This is a genomic window from Blastococcus sp. PRF04-17 (assembly GCF_023016265.1).
Classification (GTDB): Bacteria; Actinomycetota; Actinomycetes; order Mycobacteriales; family Geodermatophilaceae; genus Blastococcus_B.
Window position 1 is genome coordinate 2,938,682 of sequence record NZ_CP095412.1, and the last position, 15,739, is coordinate 2,954,420.

General features: G+C 72.7%; 11 protein-coding genes. 6 read left to right on the forward strand and 5 right to left on the reverse strand.

What is annotated here, in order from left to right; all coding sequences use genetic code 11:
* Positions 1-24: 24 nt before the first annotated feature.
* Entirely contained in the window at positions 25-2,487 is a 2,463-nt protein-coding gene (locus tag MVA48_RS14885) for a DISARM anti-phage system protein DrmE domain-containing protein (RefSeq protein ID WP_246981480.1), read from the reverse strand.
* 266 nt (positions 2,488-2,753) lie between these two features.
* Here MVA48_RS14885 and MVA48_RS14890 point away from each other — a divergent pair, with 266 nt between their 5' ends.
* Positions 2,754-4,805, forward strand: a complete 2,052-nt coding sequence (locus tag MVA48_RS14890) for a DNA methyltransferase (protein ID WP_246981481.1) — start codon at positions 2,754-2,756, stop codon at positions 4,803-4,805.
* 18 nt (positions 4,806-4,823) lie between these two features.
* On the opposite strand, the gene MVA48_RS14895 is transcribed toward MVA48_RS14890, so the two are convergent.
* Positions 4,824-5,147 carry an STAS domain-containing protein gene (locus tag MVA48_RS14895; RefSeq protein ID WP_246981482.1) on the reverse strand — a complete coding sequence of 108 codons (324 nt, stop codon included), beginning with the start codon at positions 5,145-5,147 and terminating at the stop codon, positions 4,824-4,826.
* Positions 5,148-5,295: 148 nt separating this feature from the next.
* On the reverse strand, positions 5,296-5,754 hold the full coding sequence (locus MVA48_RS14900) for a hypothetical protein (RefSeq protein ID WP_246981483.1): 459 nt from the start codon (positions 5,752-5,754) through the stop codon (positions 5,296-5,298).
* Between the two features lie 715 nt (positions 5,755-6,469).
* Here MVA48_RS14900 and MVA48_RS14905 point away from each other — a divergent pair.
* The 4 genes from MVA48_RS14905 to MVA48_RS14920 all read left to right on the forward strand — a co-directional run bounded on the left by MVA48_RS14905 (position 6,470) and on the right by MVA48_RS14920 (position 10,561).
* The gene (locus MVA48_RS14905) at positions 6,470-7,417 is read left to right on the forward strand and encodes a hypothetical protein (RefSeq protein WP_246981484.1); all 948 of its coding nucleotides are present in this window, start codon (positions 6,470-6,472) and stop codon (positions 7,415-7,417) included.
* Positions 7,300-9,369 (forward strand): hypothetical protein, encoded by a 2,070-nt coding sequence (locus MVA48_RS14910; protein ID WP_246981485.1) that lies wholly within the window; start codon positions 7,300-7,302, stop codon positions 9,367-9,369. The genes MVA48_RS14905 and MVA48_RS14910 overlap by 118 nt, the downstream gene beginning before the upstream one ends.
* 121 nt (positions 9,370-9,490) lie before the next feature.
* Complete coding sequence (locus tag MVA48_RS14915) at positions 9,491-9,769, forward strand: hypothetical protein (RefSeq protein ID WP_246981486.1); 279 nt, start codon at positions 9,491-9,493, stop codon at positions 9,767-9,769.
* A 303-nt stretch (positions 9,770-10,072) separates the two neighbouring features.
* Entirely contained in the window at positions 10,073-10,561 is a 489-nt protein-coding gene (locus MVA48_RS14920; protein WP_246981487.1) for a hypothetical protein, read from the forward strand.
* Between the two features lie 105 nt (positions 10,562-10,666).
* Here MVA48_RS14920 and MVA48_RS14925 read toward each other — a convergent pair whose 3' ends face one another.
* The gene (locus MVA48_RS14925) at positions 10,667-12,532 is read right to left on the reverse strand and encodes a tyrosine-type recombinase/integrase (protein WP_246981488.1); all 1,866 of its coding nucleotides are present in this window, start codon (positions 12,530-12,532) and stop codon (positions 10,667-10,669) included.
* An 814-nt stretch (positions 12,533-13,346) separates the two neighbouring features.
* Complete coding sequence (locus MVA48_RS14930; RefSeq protein WP_246981489.1) at positions 13,347-14,162, reverse strand: hypothetical protein; 816 nt, start codon at positions 14,160-14,162, stop codon at positions 13,347-13,349.
* A gap of 325 nt (positions 14,163-14,487) precedes the next feature.
* Here MVA48_RS14930 and MVA48_RS14935 point away from each other — a divergent pair, with 325 nt between their 5' ends.
* On the forward strand, positions 14,488-15,726 hold the full coding sequence (locus MVA48_RS14935) for an MFS transporter (RefSeq protein ID WP_246981490.1): 1,239 nt from the start codon (positions 14,488-14,490) through the stop codon (positions 15,724-15,726).
* Positions 15,727-15,739: the final 13 nt, after the last annotated feature.

Here is a 15,739-nt window from a genome sequence, read left to right on the forward strand (position 1 = left end):
GTACGGACAACGGGGCTCCTCTGCTCAGGCTGACCGGCGGGCGCCGGCAGCGGGGGTGAGCAGACGGCGCAGCTGGCTGCTCGGGACGGTGGTGGGCGCCGACACGGTGCGCACCTGACGAACCTCGAACTCCTCGAGGATCTCCGTGGTGTCGATGCCACCACACACCTGTGACAGTTGATCGAGATTGGGTCCCGGCCGTCCGGCGGCGACCTCACCGATCGCGGCCGACAGCAGCCGACCGAGGCTGCGGTGCAGCCGCCGCAGCTCCTCGGCGATCGCGCCGATCCGCTCCCAGGTCCGGTCGATGAGCAGGTTCTCGTCCCAGGTGAGACGGCCCACCCGCCGGATGTCGTTGATGTCCTCGGGTGCGATGACCTCTCCGCTGGCCCAGGCCGCGCAGGTGCTGCCGCTCTGCACGCTGCTGCCGCGGTGTCGCAGCGCGCGGGCGACCTCGGTCCAGCTGCCGCACCGGTCGTACAGCTCGTGCATCGCCAGTCGGAAGCGCCGCAGCATCAGCTGCACGGCCATCACGTCCACGTCCTGGTGGGCGGCGTGGAGCAGCCGGTGGTAGAGTTCGTCGCGGCTCTCCCCGCGGGGGATGAGCACCGACATGCCGGCCGTGATGTCCGGGACCGCCACGCGGCTGTACCTGGAGCCTGCGACGATCTCGGCGCGGCCGTCGGTCGGCAGCCAGTACTCGGCGCCGTCCGGCTCGAGGGTCAGAGCCCGGGCCAGCATCGGCCGTCCACCGGCCGGGGTGGTGGGGTCCCGCCCGTCGTCCTCGTCGCCGCGGTCGACCTGGGAGACGGCAGAGGAGAACGCCGCGAACAGCCGGTCGAGGTCGATGCCCGGCATGGGCACGGGCGTGGTCTCGTCGCTGTCGACGCCGCGGTCGTCGATGCCGATCGGCCCGTACACGACCTGCGGAGCGGGGATGTGCTGCGCGGGCAGCGGCAGCAGGTCGAGGGTCTGCGCGGCCCTCTCCAGTCTGGCGGTCCACTCGTCGTTCATCCCCGTGAGCACGGTGGTGAGCCATCGCTGCTCGTCGGCGTCGACGACGACGAGGTGCTCGGACGCCTCGCCGGACAGCAGGGCACTGCGGCGCCACGGTGCGGGGACGCCGAGGTGGATCTCCAGTGCGGGCGCGCAGGCCCACGGCAGACGGTCGCTGTACGGCAGCACGGCCAGCCGGGCGCTGGTGGGGTCACCGTGCCCGAGCGGGGCTTCCAGCGACGGCCGCTGATCGGTGAGGTCGCGAACCAGTGCGCCGGCACCGGCGCGGCTGTTGGTGCGGATGACGACGCGCGCGTCCGGACGTGCCGCCGCGGCCCAGTCGAGCAGGCCCAGCAGCATGTCCAGGCGCGGGTTGTACTCGGTGAGGAGTTCGGCGAGGCGCAGTGCCGCGGCCCGCAGGTCGGCCCAGTGCGTCTCGCGGAACGCCGCCCACGGCCCGCGCAGCTCCTCCCCGGTGGCCTGCCGGACCTGGCGCACGAGGGTATGAATCGTCGTGCCCCGAGGCTCGGCGGCCGCCCACACGTTGGCCGTTTCCACCCGACCCCACAGTGCGCCGAGCAGGTTCACCAGCTGCACCGCGTCGGCGACGCACCGCGGGAACGGGGGGTTCACCCGGCGGGCGGCGGCGATACCGCGTAGGCACGTCCGGCGAAGCTGGGACAGCTCGGGCGCGATGTACACGGCCGCGCCGACCGACCGGGGCGGCTGGTCGAGCAGGGGGTTGGTCGACAGCGGTCCGCAGATGGGTCCGTCGCCGAGCTCGTGGACGACGTCGCTGCGCAGGCCTGGGGTCCACGCCCACCGGATCCAGTGCGCGCCGTCCGTGAGCGGCGGCTGCGGCGGCTCACCGAGGTGGCTGACGACGATGATCCGGTCGGCGCCATGCCGCTCGCACCACGCCAGCGCCCGGGTGAGCGTCTCGGAGTTGCGGAAGCTGGTCCGGTCGATGACGGCGACGCCGACGTGGACACCGGGCAGGGCGGGCCACCCGAGCGAGGTGTTCAGATACAGCAGCGCGTCGGCCCGCTCGTCGGCCGGGCCGACCGTGCCCCGCAGATCGACGACGGTGCCGTCGGCGCGAATCCGCCGCGCGCACAGCGCCTCGGACAGCGAGACGCGGTCCACCTTGATCGCGCGCAGCCGCTCGGTGAGGTTGGTGTTCAGCCCGATGACCGCGACCGCACCGCCGAAGCCCGCACGGCTGAAGTGACCCTGCCGGCGGGCGACGAGCCGCATCAGCTGCAGGTGCACACCGAGCATGACGGCGATGTCGTGGCGTCCCCGCGGCAGTTCCAGGGAGAGGTTGCGGTCGGTCGTCGTGATCACGTGCCCGACGAGGTTCAGGGTGGCCTCGTCCAGGGGGCCGGGCACGACAGGCTGCCCCCCGTCGCGGATGCCGAGAGCATGCAGACGCTCGAGCAGATCCTGCGGATCAGGGGCAGCCGGGACGAGGGCATCCAGGTACGTCATCGCTCCAGCCCCCTCCCGTGCTCCCAGGTCAGTGGCCTGTGACCGTACTCACGGCCCCCGACAGTTCCGCTGGTCCTGGAGGTGCCGGGGTGCCGATGTCACGCCCTGGGGTGAAGACGCCACGGCCGCCTCCCCGGGGTCGTCGGCCCGGAGGCCTACGGTGAGCGCTGGTCGAGATCGTTGTCTGCGGGGTCGGCGGCGACTGCGCCGCTGAGGTGGCCGGACACGGTGCAGTGCCTACAGGTCGAGCCGCGAGAGGGGGTCCCGTGAACGGGGAAGAGTCGCCGTTGGAGCGGGCCCACTTCGCGGCATCGGTCAGCCGCGTGGCGGAGTACGAGTCGTGGCGCAAGGAACGACACCGGCCGGCGACCTACGTGCACAAGTGGTGGGCCCGCCGGCTGGGCAGCGTGTTCCGGCGGATGCTGCTTGACTCCGTCGTCACCGCACCGGGAACGCGCGAGGCCGACAGGCTGCGTGGGCTGGTCGTGTTCGACCCGTTCGCCGGTTCTGGGACGACGCTCGTCGAGGCGGCGAAGCTGGGCGCGACCGTGGTCGGCCGGGACATCAACCCGGTGGCGACGTTGACGCAGCGCCAGGCGCTGCAGCGGTGGGATTTCGACGAGATCGTGAGGCTGTTCGGAGAGGTCGAGGCGGCGTGCCGGGCCGAGATCGACGCTCTGTTCGTCGCGGCCGACGGCTCTCACGTGCTGCATTACTTCTGGGTCGCAATCGCGGACTGCCCAGACTGCGGCGACGGGGTGGAACTGTTCAGCAACTACGTGTTCGCCAAGCACGCCTACCCGAGCCGCTTCCCCCAAGCGCAGGCGACGTGCCCGAGCTGCCATGAGGTGGTGCCGGTCATCCTGGGTCAGGACAAGACCGGGCAGTGCCCCGGGTGCAGGCACCGGTTCTCCTTCACCGGCCCGGTGAAGGGGCGGTTCATGACTTGTGCCGCCGGTCACCGCAGCAACATCCTTGCCGCGCTGGGCGGCCAGATGCCCCGCCGGCGGATGTACGCGAAGCTGGTCATCCTGGCCGACGGGAAGAAGGCGTACCGGGCGATCGACGCCTTCGACCTTGACCTCTACGACCGGGCGAGCAAGCTGCTCGCCAACGCTCCCGCCGACCGTGTCGTGATCCCGGATGGGGCGCTCGAGGCCGGCGCCAACACGGCTCAGGCGCTCAACTGGGGGTACCGGACCTGGGCGAGCTTCTTCAACGATCGTCAGCTGTTCGTGCTGGGTCGCATCGCTGCGGTGCTGCGGGATCTGCCCGGCCGCACGCCTGAGCGGGAAGCTCTCGTCGCCGCGTTCGGCAAGACCCTGGAGCACCACAACGTGTTCTGCTCGTACAAGGGCGAGGGCACCGGGCCGGTCCGGTCGATCTTCCACAACCACGTCCTGCGGCCGGAGCGATGCTCGGTGGAGGGGAACCCGTGGGGTGCGCACGGCGGGTCGGGGGGCTACGCGGAGACGATGACGCGGCTGCGCCGCGCGGACGCCTACAAGCAGGCCCCCTCGGATCTGGTGGAGAGCGGTGGCACGGTGATTCGGGTGACCGGGCGCTCCGCCCCGGTCACCAAGTCCATCAGCACCACGTGGGACGGGCTCGGCACCCCCGCGCAGGAGGCGTACGTCGCGACGGGGGACGCGGCTGCCACGGACCTACCCGATGGGTCGGTCGCGCTGGTGGTGACCGATCCGCCGTACGTCGACAACGTCCACTACTCCGAGCTGGCCGACTTCTTCCACTCCTGGATGCGCCTCATCCGGCCCTACGCGGGCTACCCGGAGCGCCTCAGCACCCGCGACGATCGTGAGGTACAAAACCGGTCCGCCGACGCGTTCAACGAGATGATCGTCAACGTCTGGCGGGAGTGCCGCCGCGTCCTCCGAGACGACGGACTGCTGGTGTTCAGCTTCCACCAGGCGCGGACGTCGGGGTGGTCGGCGGTGATGTCGTCGCTGGCCGACGCGGGGTTCGCTGTGACCGCGATCCGGCCTGTGGTCGCCGAGGTGACCACCAGCCTGACCAAGACCGCGGCGACCGAGCCGAACCGAATCGACGTCATCGTGGCGTGCCGCAAGGCGTCCGCGGCCCCCGTCCGGACGCCCGCGCAGGCGCGCGCCGCCGTCATGCGGGCCCTCGTGACGTTGAAGCAGCAGGGCATCGACCTGGGAGCCGGCGACGTCCGGTCCGCTGTCCGCGCGGCCGTCCTCGCCCAGGGCACCCGGGTGTCCGGCGCGGACTGGGAGGCGCTGCAGGTTGAGGCCGATGCGCAGGCGGACCTTGCTGTGGCCGCGTTCACGGCGGAGTAGTCATGCGCCGAGCGCGCCCTACACCTGCCACAGGCCGATGGCCTCCAGTGGCCGGACCACGGCCCGGCTCGTGGCGACGATGCGCAGCCGCGTGCCGGTCTCGGTCGCCATGCGATGGGTGTCGTTCAGCAGCTGCAGGCCGTGGGAGTCGATGAAGGTGACCGCGTCGAGATCAACGATCACCTCGGCCCCAGCGTCGTGAACGGCGCGCGTCAGCGCGAGCGCCAGTCGCGCCACGGACGCGTGGTCGATCGCTCCCACGGCGACCACGCGGACCGGGTTGCCAGTCGACACGACCGTGATTGCCAGCTCATCGGCGGGGATGGCGCCCGGTGAGTCCACTGTGACCTTCCATCGCTAGAAACAGGTGACCGCTGTACCGGGGGCTTCGGCGTCTCCACGCTCGGGGAACAGTCGTCGACGCCGATCGTGATGGAACCGAGTCGCGGGGGCGGTCGCGCTGCAGGCGCGCCCTCCGCGCAACGAGTGGTCAGGCGGGCGGCGTCGGCCGCATCCACTCGTCCGGCGCCAGCCACCAGGGTTGGTCGCGCCCCAACACGACGTCGAGGCCGACGTCACTCCGCAGGTGACGTACTGCGGATGCGAGACGGGACGCGACCCCTCGGGCCTCCGCGACCTCTCGGCGGAGCTCACCGATCAGGTGGGCGAGTGCCGCCGGTGCCGGACCGGGGGCCCGGTGCGGGCAGTCCTGCGCTTCGACGAGCGGCAGCAAGCACGGTTCCGCCGAGGCGAGGAGAGTCGGGCACAGCGGGAGCATCGGTGCCGACTCCCCTGTCGCCGCCTCCTGGACCCGTTGGTCCCGCTCGCTACGGGTCCGCCGAAGCGCGGTGAAGATCCGCTCGGCCTCGGCACGCATCTCGTCACTGAGGCCCGGGGCGAACTGCACGTCGTACTGCTCGTGCTCGTCGTCGTCATGATCGCGTGGCATGCGTCCGGCCTACATGCTGGCACTGACGTTTCCGGGACTAGCGGCCCGCGTCGTGCCTTCCGTGGGGTCGGACTGGAACGAGCTCAGGGCCGCCAGTTCGAGATCGTCATCCTCTGGCAACCCTTGTCCGGTCGACGGGACGTCAGCGCCTTTCACCTCGGGACCAGTCGGCTGTGCGTCCTCCTCGGTCGGCCTCGGCATGCCTGCGTTAGTCAGCGTGGGTGCAGCGGTAGCTGAGTTCCACGGGCAGGCGGCTGCGCTCGTCGTCGGCCAGGCACGCCTCAGCCTGCTCTCGGGACATTCCGTCTGCCTGCTGCTGCAGTCCCCGGATTCGCAGAAGCGGGGCGGCATGGCCCTCGGCTCGGGTGGGGCTCGGGTCGCTGATCTCGGCCATGCAGCCGACGGTCCGGTGTCTTCCCTGATCCGCCAGCAGCTCACGTAGACCCCGGCCTCGGTGGCATCCGTCCATCGCGCGGGGCCGATGGCGGCCACCGTCGGCGGCGTAGCGCGCCAGCGCCGACCACCACGGACGCCGTTCGCCACCCCCCGACGCTGCCCGTTGATGCCGTTTCGCCGCACCTCCACGACACCCGCCCGGAGGAGTCGGCGCACGTCGACGCCAACTCCGCACCCAACCCGGACAAGCCTCCATGACATCGCTCGCGGACTCCGGACCGTCACCGAAACCCCACCGAGTTCGAAGGAGCGATCGAGCATGACCCCGCAGAACGACCACCAGGACGACAGGACGGAGGGCAGCGGTCTCGACGTCCAGGCGTTGAGGGCGCGACGCCTGGCGGAGACGAAGGGCCGCCGCCGGGCCCGCATCCGCGGCGGGGGCGACGCCGAACCCGTCGCCGGCGCGCTGTCCCACCTGCACGAGTACTACTTCGCCGCGCGAGAGTCGCCCGAGTACGGACACATGCTGCTGGAGAAGATGATCGAGCAGACCCTCGATCCGTACGGCCACGTCCCCGGTGTCAAGGAGGCGCTGGAGATCGGCGCGAGGGTGCTGCTGCGTGACGAGGACGGCGAGGGCGAGGCGATCCGGCAGCGTCTGGGCGCCCAGGTGCTCTACTCCGGGGACAGCGCGCGCAGGTTCTTCGGAGTCCGCTTCGTGCTGCACGGCAACGTGTTCCACTACGGGCTCACCACCGGCGCCCAGCTCGCCCTCGACGGGGACAACGACTGGGTTGAGTCCCTGTGCGACGGGATCGAACTGCACCGGCCCGCGGCGTTGGTCACCGGGCCGGCGAGCCGGATCGCTCGGCTGGTCCCGCTGTTCAACAAGGTCGAGACGCGGGTGCAGGCGGCCCGCACGAAGGTGCACACCGCCGAGGTGCCGTACGGGATGGACCTCAACGATCCCGGAGGGCGGGCCCAGTGGCAGGCCCTGGCGAACGCCGCGGAGTACGACTACAGGGCCACGGTCACGCGACTGATGACCGGGGTGGTGTTCGAGCTGAAGAACAACCGCTATCCCCGGTCGGCCCTCGCCCTCCCCCGGGCTACACCAAGCGCGGCGGGGATGGCCCGGACAGGAACGTGGTGTTCCCCGATCCCGATCCGGCGGTCCGGCAGGTGGTCCGCCGGTTCATCGAGATGGCCGCGGGCGACTACACCGAGCTGGAGATCGCCCAGGAGCTGGGCGCGCTCGGTCTGACGACCCGGCACCCCGGCCTGCGTAAGCAGCTGGGCCCGCTGCGCGCGCACGAGGTCGGCGACCCGGTCCGGCTGATCCGGACGCTGTTCCAGGTGCTGCCCACCTACCTCGATGGTCGTCACACGTTCCAGCACGAGATGCCGTTGGCGAACGTGGACGCCTTCCACGGCTACGTGATCCATCGCGTCGACGCGGCGGACAACGGCTTCATCCGGCAGGAGCTGGACTTCGGGCTGCCACCCGGGGGCTGGCACGACCGGGAGCTCATCGAGGCCGCGATCGCGAGTCGTCTGCTGTGCGACGACGAGGAGCTGCCGCCGCCGGGGAGGCGCGAGTGGGTCAAGCCGCTCGCCGGGATGGTCCGGTTCACCCAGGACGGCTTCGAGCACCTGCTGGTCGCGAAGGACCAGGACAGCTACGAGCTGCGCCGCCGCATCCCCCCGGCCATCACCGGTGGCCGGCGACGGACCTTCCACGGCACCGACGGCGAGCTGGTCGGTCGCTTCTCCGCGGCGAAGCTGCACAAGGCCGTCGCCAGCATCCTGCGTCAGCTCGGGGACGGGGTCGCGGTGGACCTCCCGTGTCCGGCAGCGTCGGAGGACGACGGAGCGCAGGCCGGGGAGCTGAGGGCGGCGCTGGACGCGGCCCTGACCCGGGTGGAGGGAGCGCGGCGCGAGGCCGTCGCGGCTCCGGATGAGGACACCGCCGCGGCCTATCGGCGCCTCGGGGAGCAGGCCGCCAACGAGGCCCGGGAGCTGCAGCGGGACCTGACGTTGGCCACGCTCGCCCGCCGCCCCCGGCCGACCACCGCGCTGGACGGCACCCGGCTGGCCGCCCTCATCAAGCTGTTCGACGACCTGCCCGGCCCGGCCGACGTGTCCGTGCAGCGCATGCTCCGCGGATGCGTGCGCCGGGCGCGCGTCCTCGACGCCCGGCCCGGAATGCCGCTCGCCGTCCTCGAGATGGTGCTCACGGTGGTCACCGACGCCGGCGTCGTGGCGACCGAGCCGCTGCGGGCCTACGTCCCCAACCGCGGCACCGGCGGCAACGCCGGCACCGACAAGCGCAGGGAGGCCTTCCAGCAGCGAAACACCGAGATCATGCGGATGCTGCTCCTGGAGTCCGCGCCGGAGGACGAGCGCCGGGCGCTGTGGGAGGCCGAGGACTTCGACGGCCGCAGCTTCCAGCGGCGCATGCTTGATGTGCTGACGCCGTTGACCGGACCCGCCGTGGCCTCGGCCCTGATCGACTGCCCCGTCCTCGACGTCCGCCGGGCCGCGCTGCAGCCGTACTTCGAGCACGACCTGCCGCTGTCGGCCGGATTCCCGCCGGCGCTCGAGCGGGAGATCCAGGCGGTGTACCGACGGGACCAGTTCAGCTGGACCAAGTCCTGGTGCCCCGGTGGCATGGCCCGGGAGCGGCAGGTCCTGGAGTTCGTGCACCGCTACGGCGACAGCTCCGAGGACGGGCTTCCGCTGAACGAGGTCAAGCAGGTCCTCGGGATGGACGACGCGACGATCGGCCGACTGCTGCACACCGGTCCACGCCCCTACGGGCGGAAGACGCCGTCTGCCGCGCCCTGGTACGCCCGCCTGGAGTCGTTCCGGATCCGCAACGGCCGGGGCCTGCTGGAGACCCGTCTGCGGATCCGACGCTGCCCGCACTGCGGCCACCGGACCCTCACCCAGCCGCTGCGCGTGCCCGAGGTCGCCGGCTACCTGCTGTGCGTCAACGCGTCCTGCCGGCGCGCGCTGCGCTCGGCCCAGCAGTACCCCGAGGAGTTCTTCCTCCCCTGGGACGGTCCGCAGTCCCTGCCGCGGCGGCGGGATGAGGTCGGGGCCGCCAGCAAGCGCGCTTGGTGGACCGAACGCGGCCGCGTCATCGTCGGAACCACGATGTGCGAGGTGTTCGTGCCGAGTCGGTTCGCCCCTCGACGACCGCAGACCCCCTAGCGACTTCCGGTCGAGGCCGGTCCGAGATCCGTCGCGGCGCGCGGACCTCGGACCGGCCCGTGGGTCCGGTCCTGCTGCCCGTTGACTGCGCAGCTACGAGACCGCCGGAACGGTCCAGGCCATGACCACGACGAACTACCCCCCACTCCCCCTCCCCGAGACTTTCCGTCTGCTCAACGCCGCCGTCGAGAACGCCGTCCACACTCGCCGGCTTACTGCGGTCGGCAACCAGCACCAGGCGTTCGAGCTCGTCGCTCTGGCCGCGGCCCAGCTCACCGCCGTTGAAGACGCCCTCGACCGGGGCCAGGTCACCGCCGAGGAGTTCGACCTCGTCGAGTTCGAACTGGACTCCGCCCGGTCGGCCGTCCTGCGCCAGGTCGCGGCCAACCTTCGCCGCTGAACCCGGACAGGTCGACGCCCCCACCTCGACAGCGGTGGGGGCGTCACCTGCGCCTACGTACGGCGAGTGATCCGTTCACCTGCCGCTGGTGGGCCTGGCGACGTAGCTCGCGGCCCAGATCCATGAGCCCGAGTGGCTCTGGGAGGCGGGCACAGAAGTGTCGTACATCCGTCGTAGGGCTCGGCATGATCGATGCATGCCACCGCTGATCATGCCCTCGACTGCCCGGCGGCCTGCCGGCAGCGACGAGGCCCGCGCTCGCGCGATCGTGCTGCATGGCCAGAGCGGCGGGAGCGGGTCCTGATGGACGCCGACCGGGTCGCCGAGGCAGACAAGCGAGTTCGCAGCCTCGAGACCGAGCTGCGCGCCGTACGCGCCGCGCTCACCGATGCCGTGCGGGAGCGCGACCATGCGCGCGAATCGTTGTGGATAGCCGAGGAGTCCGTCGTCCGGCAGAAGGCGCTGCTGGAGACTGCCACGGAGATGATCGAGGAGGCCCGCCGCTGGGCGCGCTCGCTCTGGGATGCAGGACCGGGCCCGGAGGAGCCGGAGGTGCTGACCGAGCCGGAGGTAGCGCCGGGGTGGCTCACCGCTGACGGGCCCCGGCGCACGGCGCGCGGCCCACGCTCGCCCCGGGGTGCCGATCCGGCCTCGTCCGCGCACGCGCTGCGCTTGGCCGCCCTTGACCGGGTGATCGCCGACGTGGAGGAGGAGTGGGGCCCGATCACGGCCGAGGAGATGGCCACCACGAGGCGGCGGCTGCAGGACCGGGGACACACGGAGGTGCATTAGGCGAGGCGGCCGGCGCACGCCTGAGCCCGCGCATGACCCGGTCGCCGTCGTTCGCGGACGCGACCGCGCCGGGTGCACGGCGCAGCCGTCCTGACGCAGTCAGCTTCACGTGGAACCGGTCGCGGGAAGCTGCAGCATCTCCGGCTCGCGCGGCCCCGGTCTGGTCACCGTCTCGATGGCGGAGGTCTCCAGCACGTCGCCTGGGCCGCCGCCGACAAGCTGTCCGAGCATGCGCTGGAGCAGCGTGGCCTGGTCGTGCGGGGCCGAGAGCTGCGGCAGTCCGGCCCCGACGCCCGCCCCCGCAACCAGCGCGAGAAGATGCGCCGCGAGCGCGGCGGGATCGACACCGCCCGACTGTCGGCCGGTCCCGCTGCGCCACTCCGGCGGCACGATGTCGTCGACGTGGGCGCCCAGCTCCTCGGCATAGCCGATGCCACGCAGGTCCCGGACGCCTCGGTAGACGTTGTTCAGCACCCAGGTCGAGTGGCCGAGCCAGGCGGCGACCTGCCCCTCGTCCATGCCGGCCGCGAGCAGGTAGGTGGCCCGGGTGTGACGGAGCCCGTAGGGCTTCAGGGCCGCGAACCGGTCATCGCCGGCAAGCGCGACCGCCTTCGCCGCCCGCCACACCCCGCTTATCTTGTCGGCGTTGAGGACCTTGCCGTTCGGGTCGACGAACAGCCGGTCGTCACCGGCCAGGCCGAACTGGGCGATGTGCCGACGCAGCAGCGCCACCAGCCGGGGCGGCAGTGGGACGGCGCGGGTGACGCCGGCCGGCTGCCACTTCAGCGCTCCCTCCTCGTCCCGCTCGCCGTCGGGCGTGAAGCGCTGGCCCGGTGCGGCCAGCCGGCCGGCGAGGATCAGGTGGCCCCAGCCGTGGTCGGGCAGGAACAGCCAGGAGACCCGCACCGCCCGCGCCTCCGCCGGCCGGAGCCCGGCCAGCCCCAGCAGGCCGAAGTAGGCCACCAGCCGCAGGGCCAGCTCGTTGCCCTGCTCCCCGAGCTCCTGCACGCTGGCCAGCAGCCGCAGCAGCAGTGCCATCGGCAGCACCTTGCGCAGGTCGAGCGGCGTGACGGCCACGGTCGTGCTCGGGCGGTCGTCACGGTCCATCGCGTGCACCGGGTTGGCGCCCAACCGCCGGTTCTTCACGCCCCACTCAAACAGCTCGTTGAGGACCACGAACCTGCCCGTGACGGTGATCGACTCTACGTCGTCGCCCTCGACGGTCAGCGAGAGCGCCTCCAGCGCCCCCTCCACGGCGGCGACGTCGACCTCCCACCAGCGAAGGCCGTAGCGGTCGAAGAACTCTTCCCACCGGCGGTTGCGCGACTCCAGCCACCGCTGGCTCTCCGCCCGCTTCTCATCCGCCCGGCGCCATTGGTAGCGCTGCTGCGCGGTCGGCGCGGGGACCACCGCCCGGCGCGCCGCGCGCTCCTGCTGCTCCCGCTCGGCCTTCCGGCGACGGACCTCCGGCGGGGTGAACCGCTCCCGCAGGTAGGACCGCGCCGCCTTCCGCTGACCGGCGTCCAGCACGATCTCGTCGTTCTCCAGGGCGTTCCAGCGGAGCAGCGCCATCGCGTTGTCCACCGCTCCGTCCAGGCGGTCCTTCGTGGTGGAGCCGGAAACGGTGCCGCGGCGGCTGGGCCTGTCCCACCGGGCGTGGGTACGCGCCTCGATGTCGACCAGCAGCGGGCGGGCCGGGTCGTACCCGCCCTGTCCCCGGGCCCGTCCGGTGCGCCTGCCTCCGGGGCGCTCCAGCCCCGGCGGCAGACCGGTTCCCTGGTCGAAGGGCATCTGGGCGCTGCGGGCCTCGAGCATCCGGGCGCGGAAGATGTCCAGGACGTCCTTGTCCTTATGCGTCACCGTCTTGGGCCGCTTGGTCCCGTCGGGGTTCAGCAGCGTCCACTCGAAGCGCCAGGAGCTGCGGTACCAGCGCACCTCGCCGATGGAGATGCGGACCGTCCCGGCGGTCACTGGGCCGCCCCCGCCCCGGCATGGTCGCCCGGTCGGACGAGGTGGCCGGAGGCGTCGGAGGGGCGGGGGCCGCTACGGCCGTGGCTGTGCACCGGGGAGATCCTGTCTCGAGCGGGAACGTTTTCGACCATCAGCCTCCGTCGGCACGGCAGCCCCCGCGTCGCGCGCAGACCCGATTCCCTTGTCCCCCCATCGCCCTACACGGCCGTTGGCCCGCAGCCCGACCGTCCGCCGTGGATGCCTCGTCCCGGCGGAGGACGGTCAGGCCGCCCGCGCTGCCGGCTGCGAGGCCAGGACCTCCAGGACCGCGGCCGGGTCGACGAGGACCGGCCCCTCCGCCAGCCGGTAGGTGGTGACCGCGGAGGCAAGGGCCTCCGCTCCCCCGGGGGCTTGCCGAGGGCGGCGACCACCTCCTCCAGCGGACGCAGGCGGGACATGACCTGCCATGCGTCCGGTAGGGGCCCCGCCACAGTGGTCGGGGTCGGCGTAGCGGCGGCGGCAGCGGGGGATGCCGGCTTCGCCCGCCTGGGTCCACGCTTGGCCGGGGCTGCGGAGGGCGCCGGCGGCAGCGGCGGCGGGGCCTTCGGGTCGTCGTGGAAGTCGTCCTCGGTCACGGGGGGAGCGGTCCGCGATCGCCGACGCACGGCAGTCGCCGGATCCTCCCTGTCCGTACGTCGTCCGTACGGAGGGCCGCGTGCGGGCCCTGTCAGGCCGCTGACCTGGGCGTCCACCGTCGATAACGGGGTCTTTCAAGACCGCCGCCATCGGCCACTAGGCGAGCCCTCCTGGCCCGGTCGAGGCTAGTCGAACCGCGTCACCGCAGCGCCGTGACCAGCGAGCAGCCGGTGGCGCCATAGGGCTCCACGACGAAGCCGAGCTGCTCGAGGACGTGCCCGACGGTGGCGTTCATCAGCTCCGAGACGACGTCGTCGGCGGCGGCGCCGCGCACCGAGTGCACGCTCATGCGGTCGTGGGCCCGCCAGCTGACCAGGACACCCCGCGCGCCGAGCTCGGGGAACAGGCAGACACCGCCGGCCGCTCCGCCGCCCGCGTCGTCGTGCAGCGGCAGGCCGGCCTCCACCAGGGCGGCGGCGATCTCGACGAGCAGCGTGGTCAGCGGGTCGGTGTCGGTGAGCAGCCCGTCCCAGTCCTCGGGCAGCCGGTCCAGCTGGTCGCCCAGCTCGCCCAGCCAGGCGCGCTCCTCGGGCGACGGCCGCGGGATCACGCTGCCGTCGGCGCTGCGGGCACCGAAGATCGCGATCCCCGAGAGCCCCTCGGAGAGGGCGGCCCACTCCGCGTCGATCCGGTCCTCGAACGGGCCGGCGAGCAGCTGCGCCGACTCGTCGAGCAGCCACCAGCCTCGGTCCGCACCGACGGTCGTCGTGACCGTCGGGCGGACGGCGACGGTCTGCGCCGCGCCGGCGTCGGCGTTCCCGGTCGGCCGTACCGGGGCCGGGTCGGGAGCGGGGGACGGCGCGTCGGCGCGCGCGGGCGACGGCCGCGACGTGCGGGCGCCGTTGCGCTCGAACTCGTACCGGGCCGTCGAGCTGCTGCCGAGCGCCACGACGACGCCGGTGAACAGGCAGAAGCCCAGCACCGTCAGGGTCGGCCACCACAGCGTCGCGCTCATCATCACGCGAGGACTCCTCAGCACCTGCGCCGCAGCGGGAAGAGCTGCGAACTGGCGCAGAAGTTACGGCTCGGCCACGCCGCGCCACGCCAGTTCGGACACGTCACAGGCGTCCCCGTCACCCGATCGTTGCCGACACCACCCGGACCGCACGGTGACCAGCCTCACCCCGCACCGTCATGTCGACATGCGGCACGCTGACCTGGGCAAATGCGTCACGGGAGGGCGCGGTCACCCGGAGAGCCGCTGCGCGCCCGGCGTGTCCGCCGTCCGAAGGCCCTCTGCGGGCCCCTCGGCGTCTTCATCGGCGGGATGATGGCCGACGATGACCACCGCCGGCACCCCGACCACCGCCAGCCCTCCCGGGCTCGCTCGCACCGGCGGCAGCCTCTGGTGGGCGCTGGGCCCGGCCGTCGCGCTGGTGCTGGCCTCGCTGTGCCTGCGCGGCCCCTTCTCGGCGGTCGGCCCGGTGCTCGGCGAGCTCGGCGACGAGTTCTCGCTGTCCACCGGCGCGCTCGCCGTCGTCACCGCGCTGCCGCTGGTCTGCTTCGGCCTGGTGTCGCCGTTCGCGCCCGGCCTGGCGGCACGGTTCGGCGTCCACCGGGCGGTGGTCGTCGGCATGGCGGTGATCGCGGCCGGCATCCTGCTGCGCCTCGGCGGCGCGCCGGGATTGTTCGCCGGCACCGTGCTGCTCACCGGCGGCATCGCGATCGTCAACGTGCTGGCCCCCGCTGCGGCGCGGGCCGAGTACGGCGCGAAGCGGGCGGCCGCGGTGGTCGGGCTGGTGACGGCGGCCATGGCGACCTCGGCCAGCGCCGGTGCGGGCCTGGCCCAGCCGCTCACCTCGCTGGCCGGCAGTGCACGGGTCGGGCTGGCGCTGTGGCTGGCGCCCGTGACCGTCGCACTGCTCGCCGTCGCCGTCCTCGCCCGGAGGCGGCGGACGGCGCCTAAGCCGGAGTCCACGGCGCCCGGCTCGCGGACGGCGATCCTCCGCGACCGCGTGGCGCTGGCGGTGACCCTCTACTTCGGCATCCAGTCGCTGTCGTTCTACGCGATGCTCACCTGGCTGCCCGGCATCCTGCAGGCCGAGGCGGGCGTCTCGCGAGTGGGGGCCGGCGCCCTGGTCGCGCTGGCCGCCCTGCTCGGTGTCCCGGCGTCCCTCGTCGTCCCGACGCTGGCCACCCGGCGGCCGTCCCAGGTGGGGTGGGTCGTCGCCGTGTCGGTGCCCACCGTCGTCGGCATCGCCGGCCTGCTCGTCGCGCCGGCGGCCGCGCCGCTGCTGTGGGCCGTGCTGTACGGGCTGGGCACCGGCGCGGCCTTCCCGCTGGCGATGACCCTCGTGCTGCGGCGCACCCGCGACGTCGCCCAGACCGGCCGGCTCTCGGCGAGCGCGCAGAGCATCGGCTACCTGATCGCCGCGAGCGGCCCGCTGGCCGTCGGCCTGCTGCACGACGCCACCGACAGCTGGACACCGGCGCTCGTGCTGCTGCTGGTCGCCGTCCTGGCGCAGATCGCGATCGGGATCCCGGCCGGCCGCGCCCACCTGGTGCGCGCCGACGCGTGACCGGTCCCGCTTG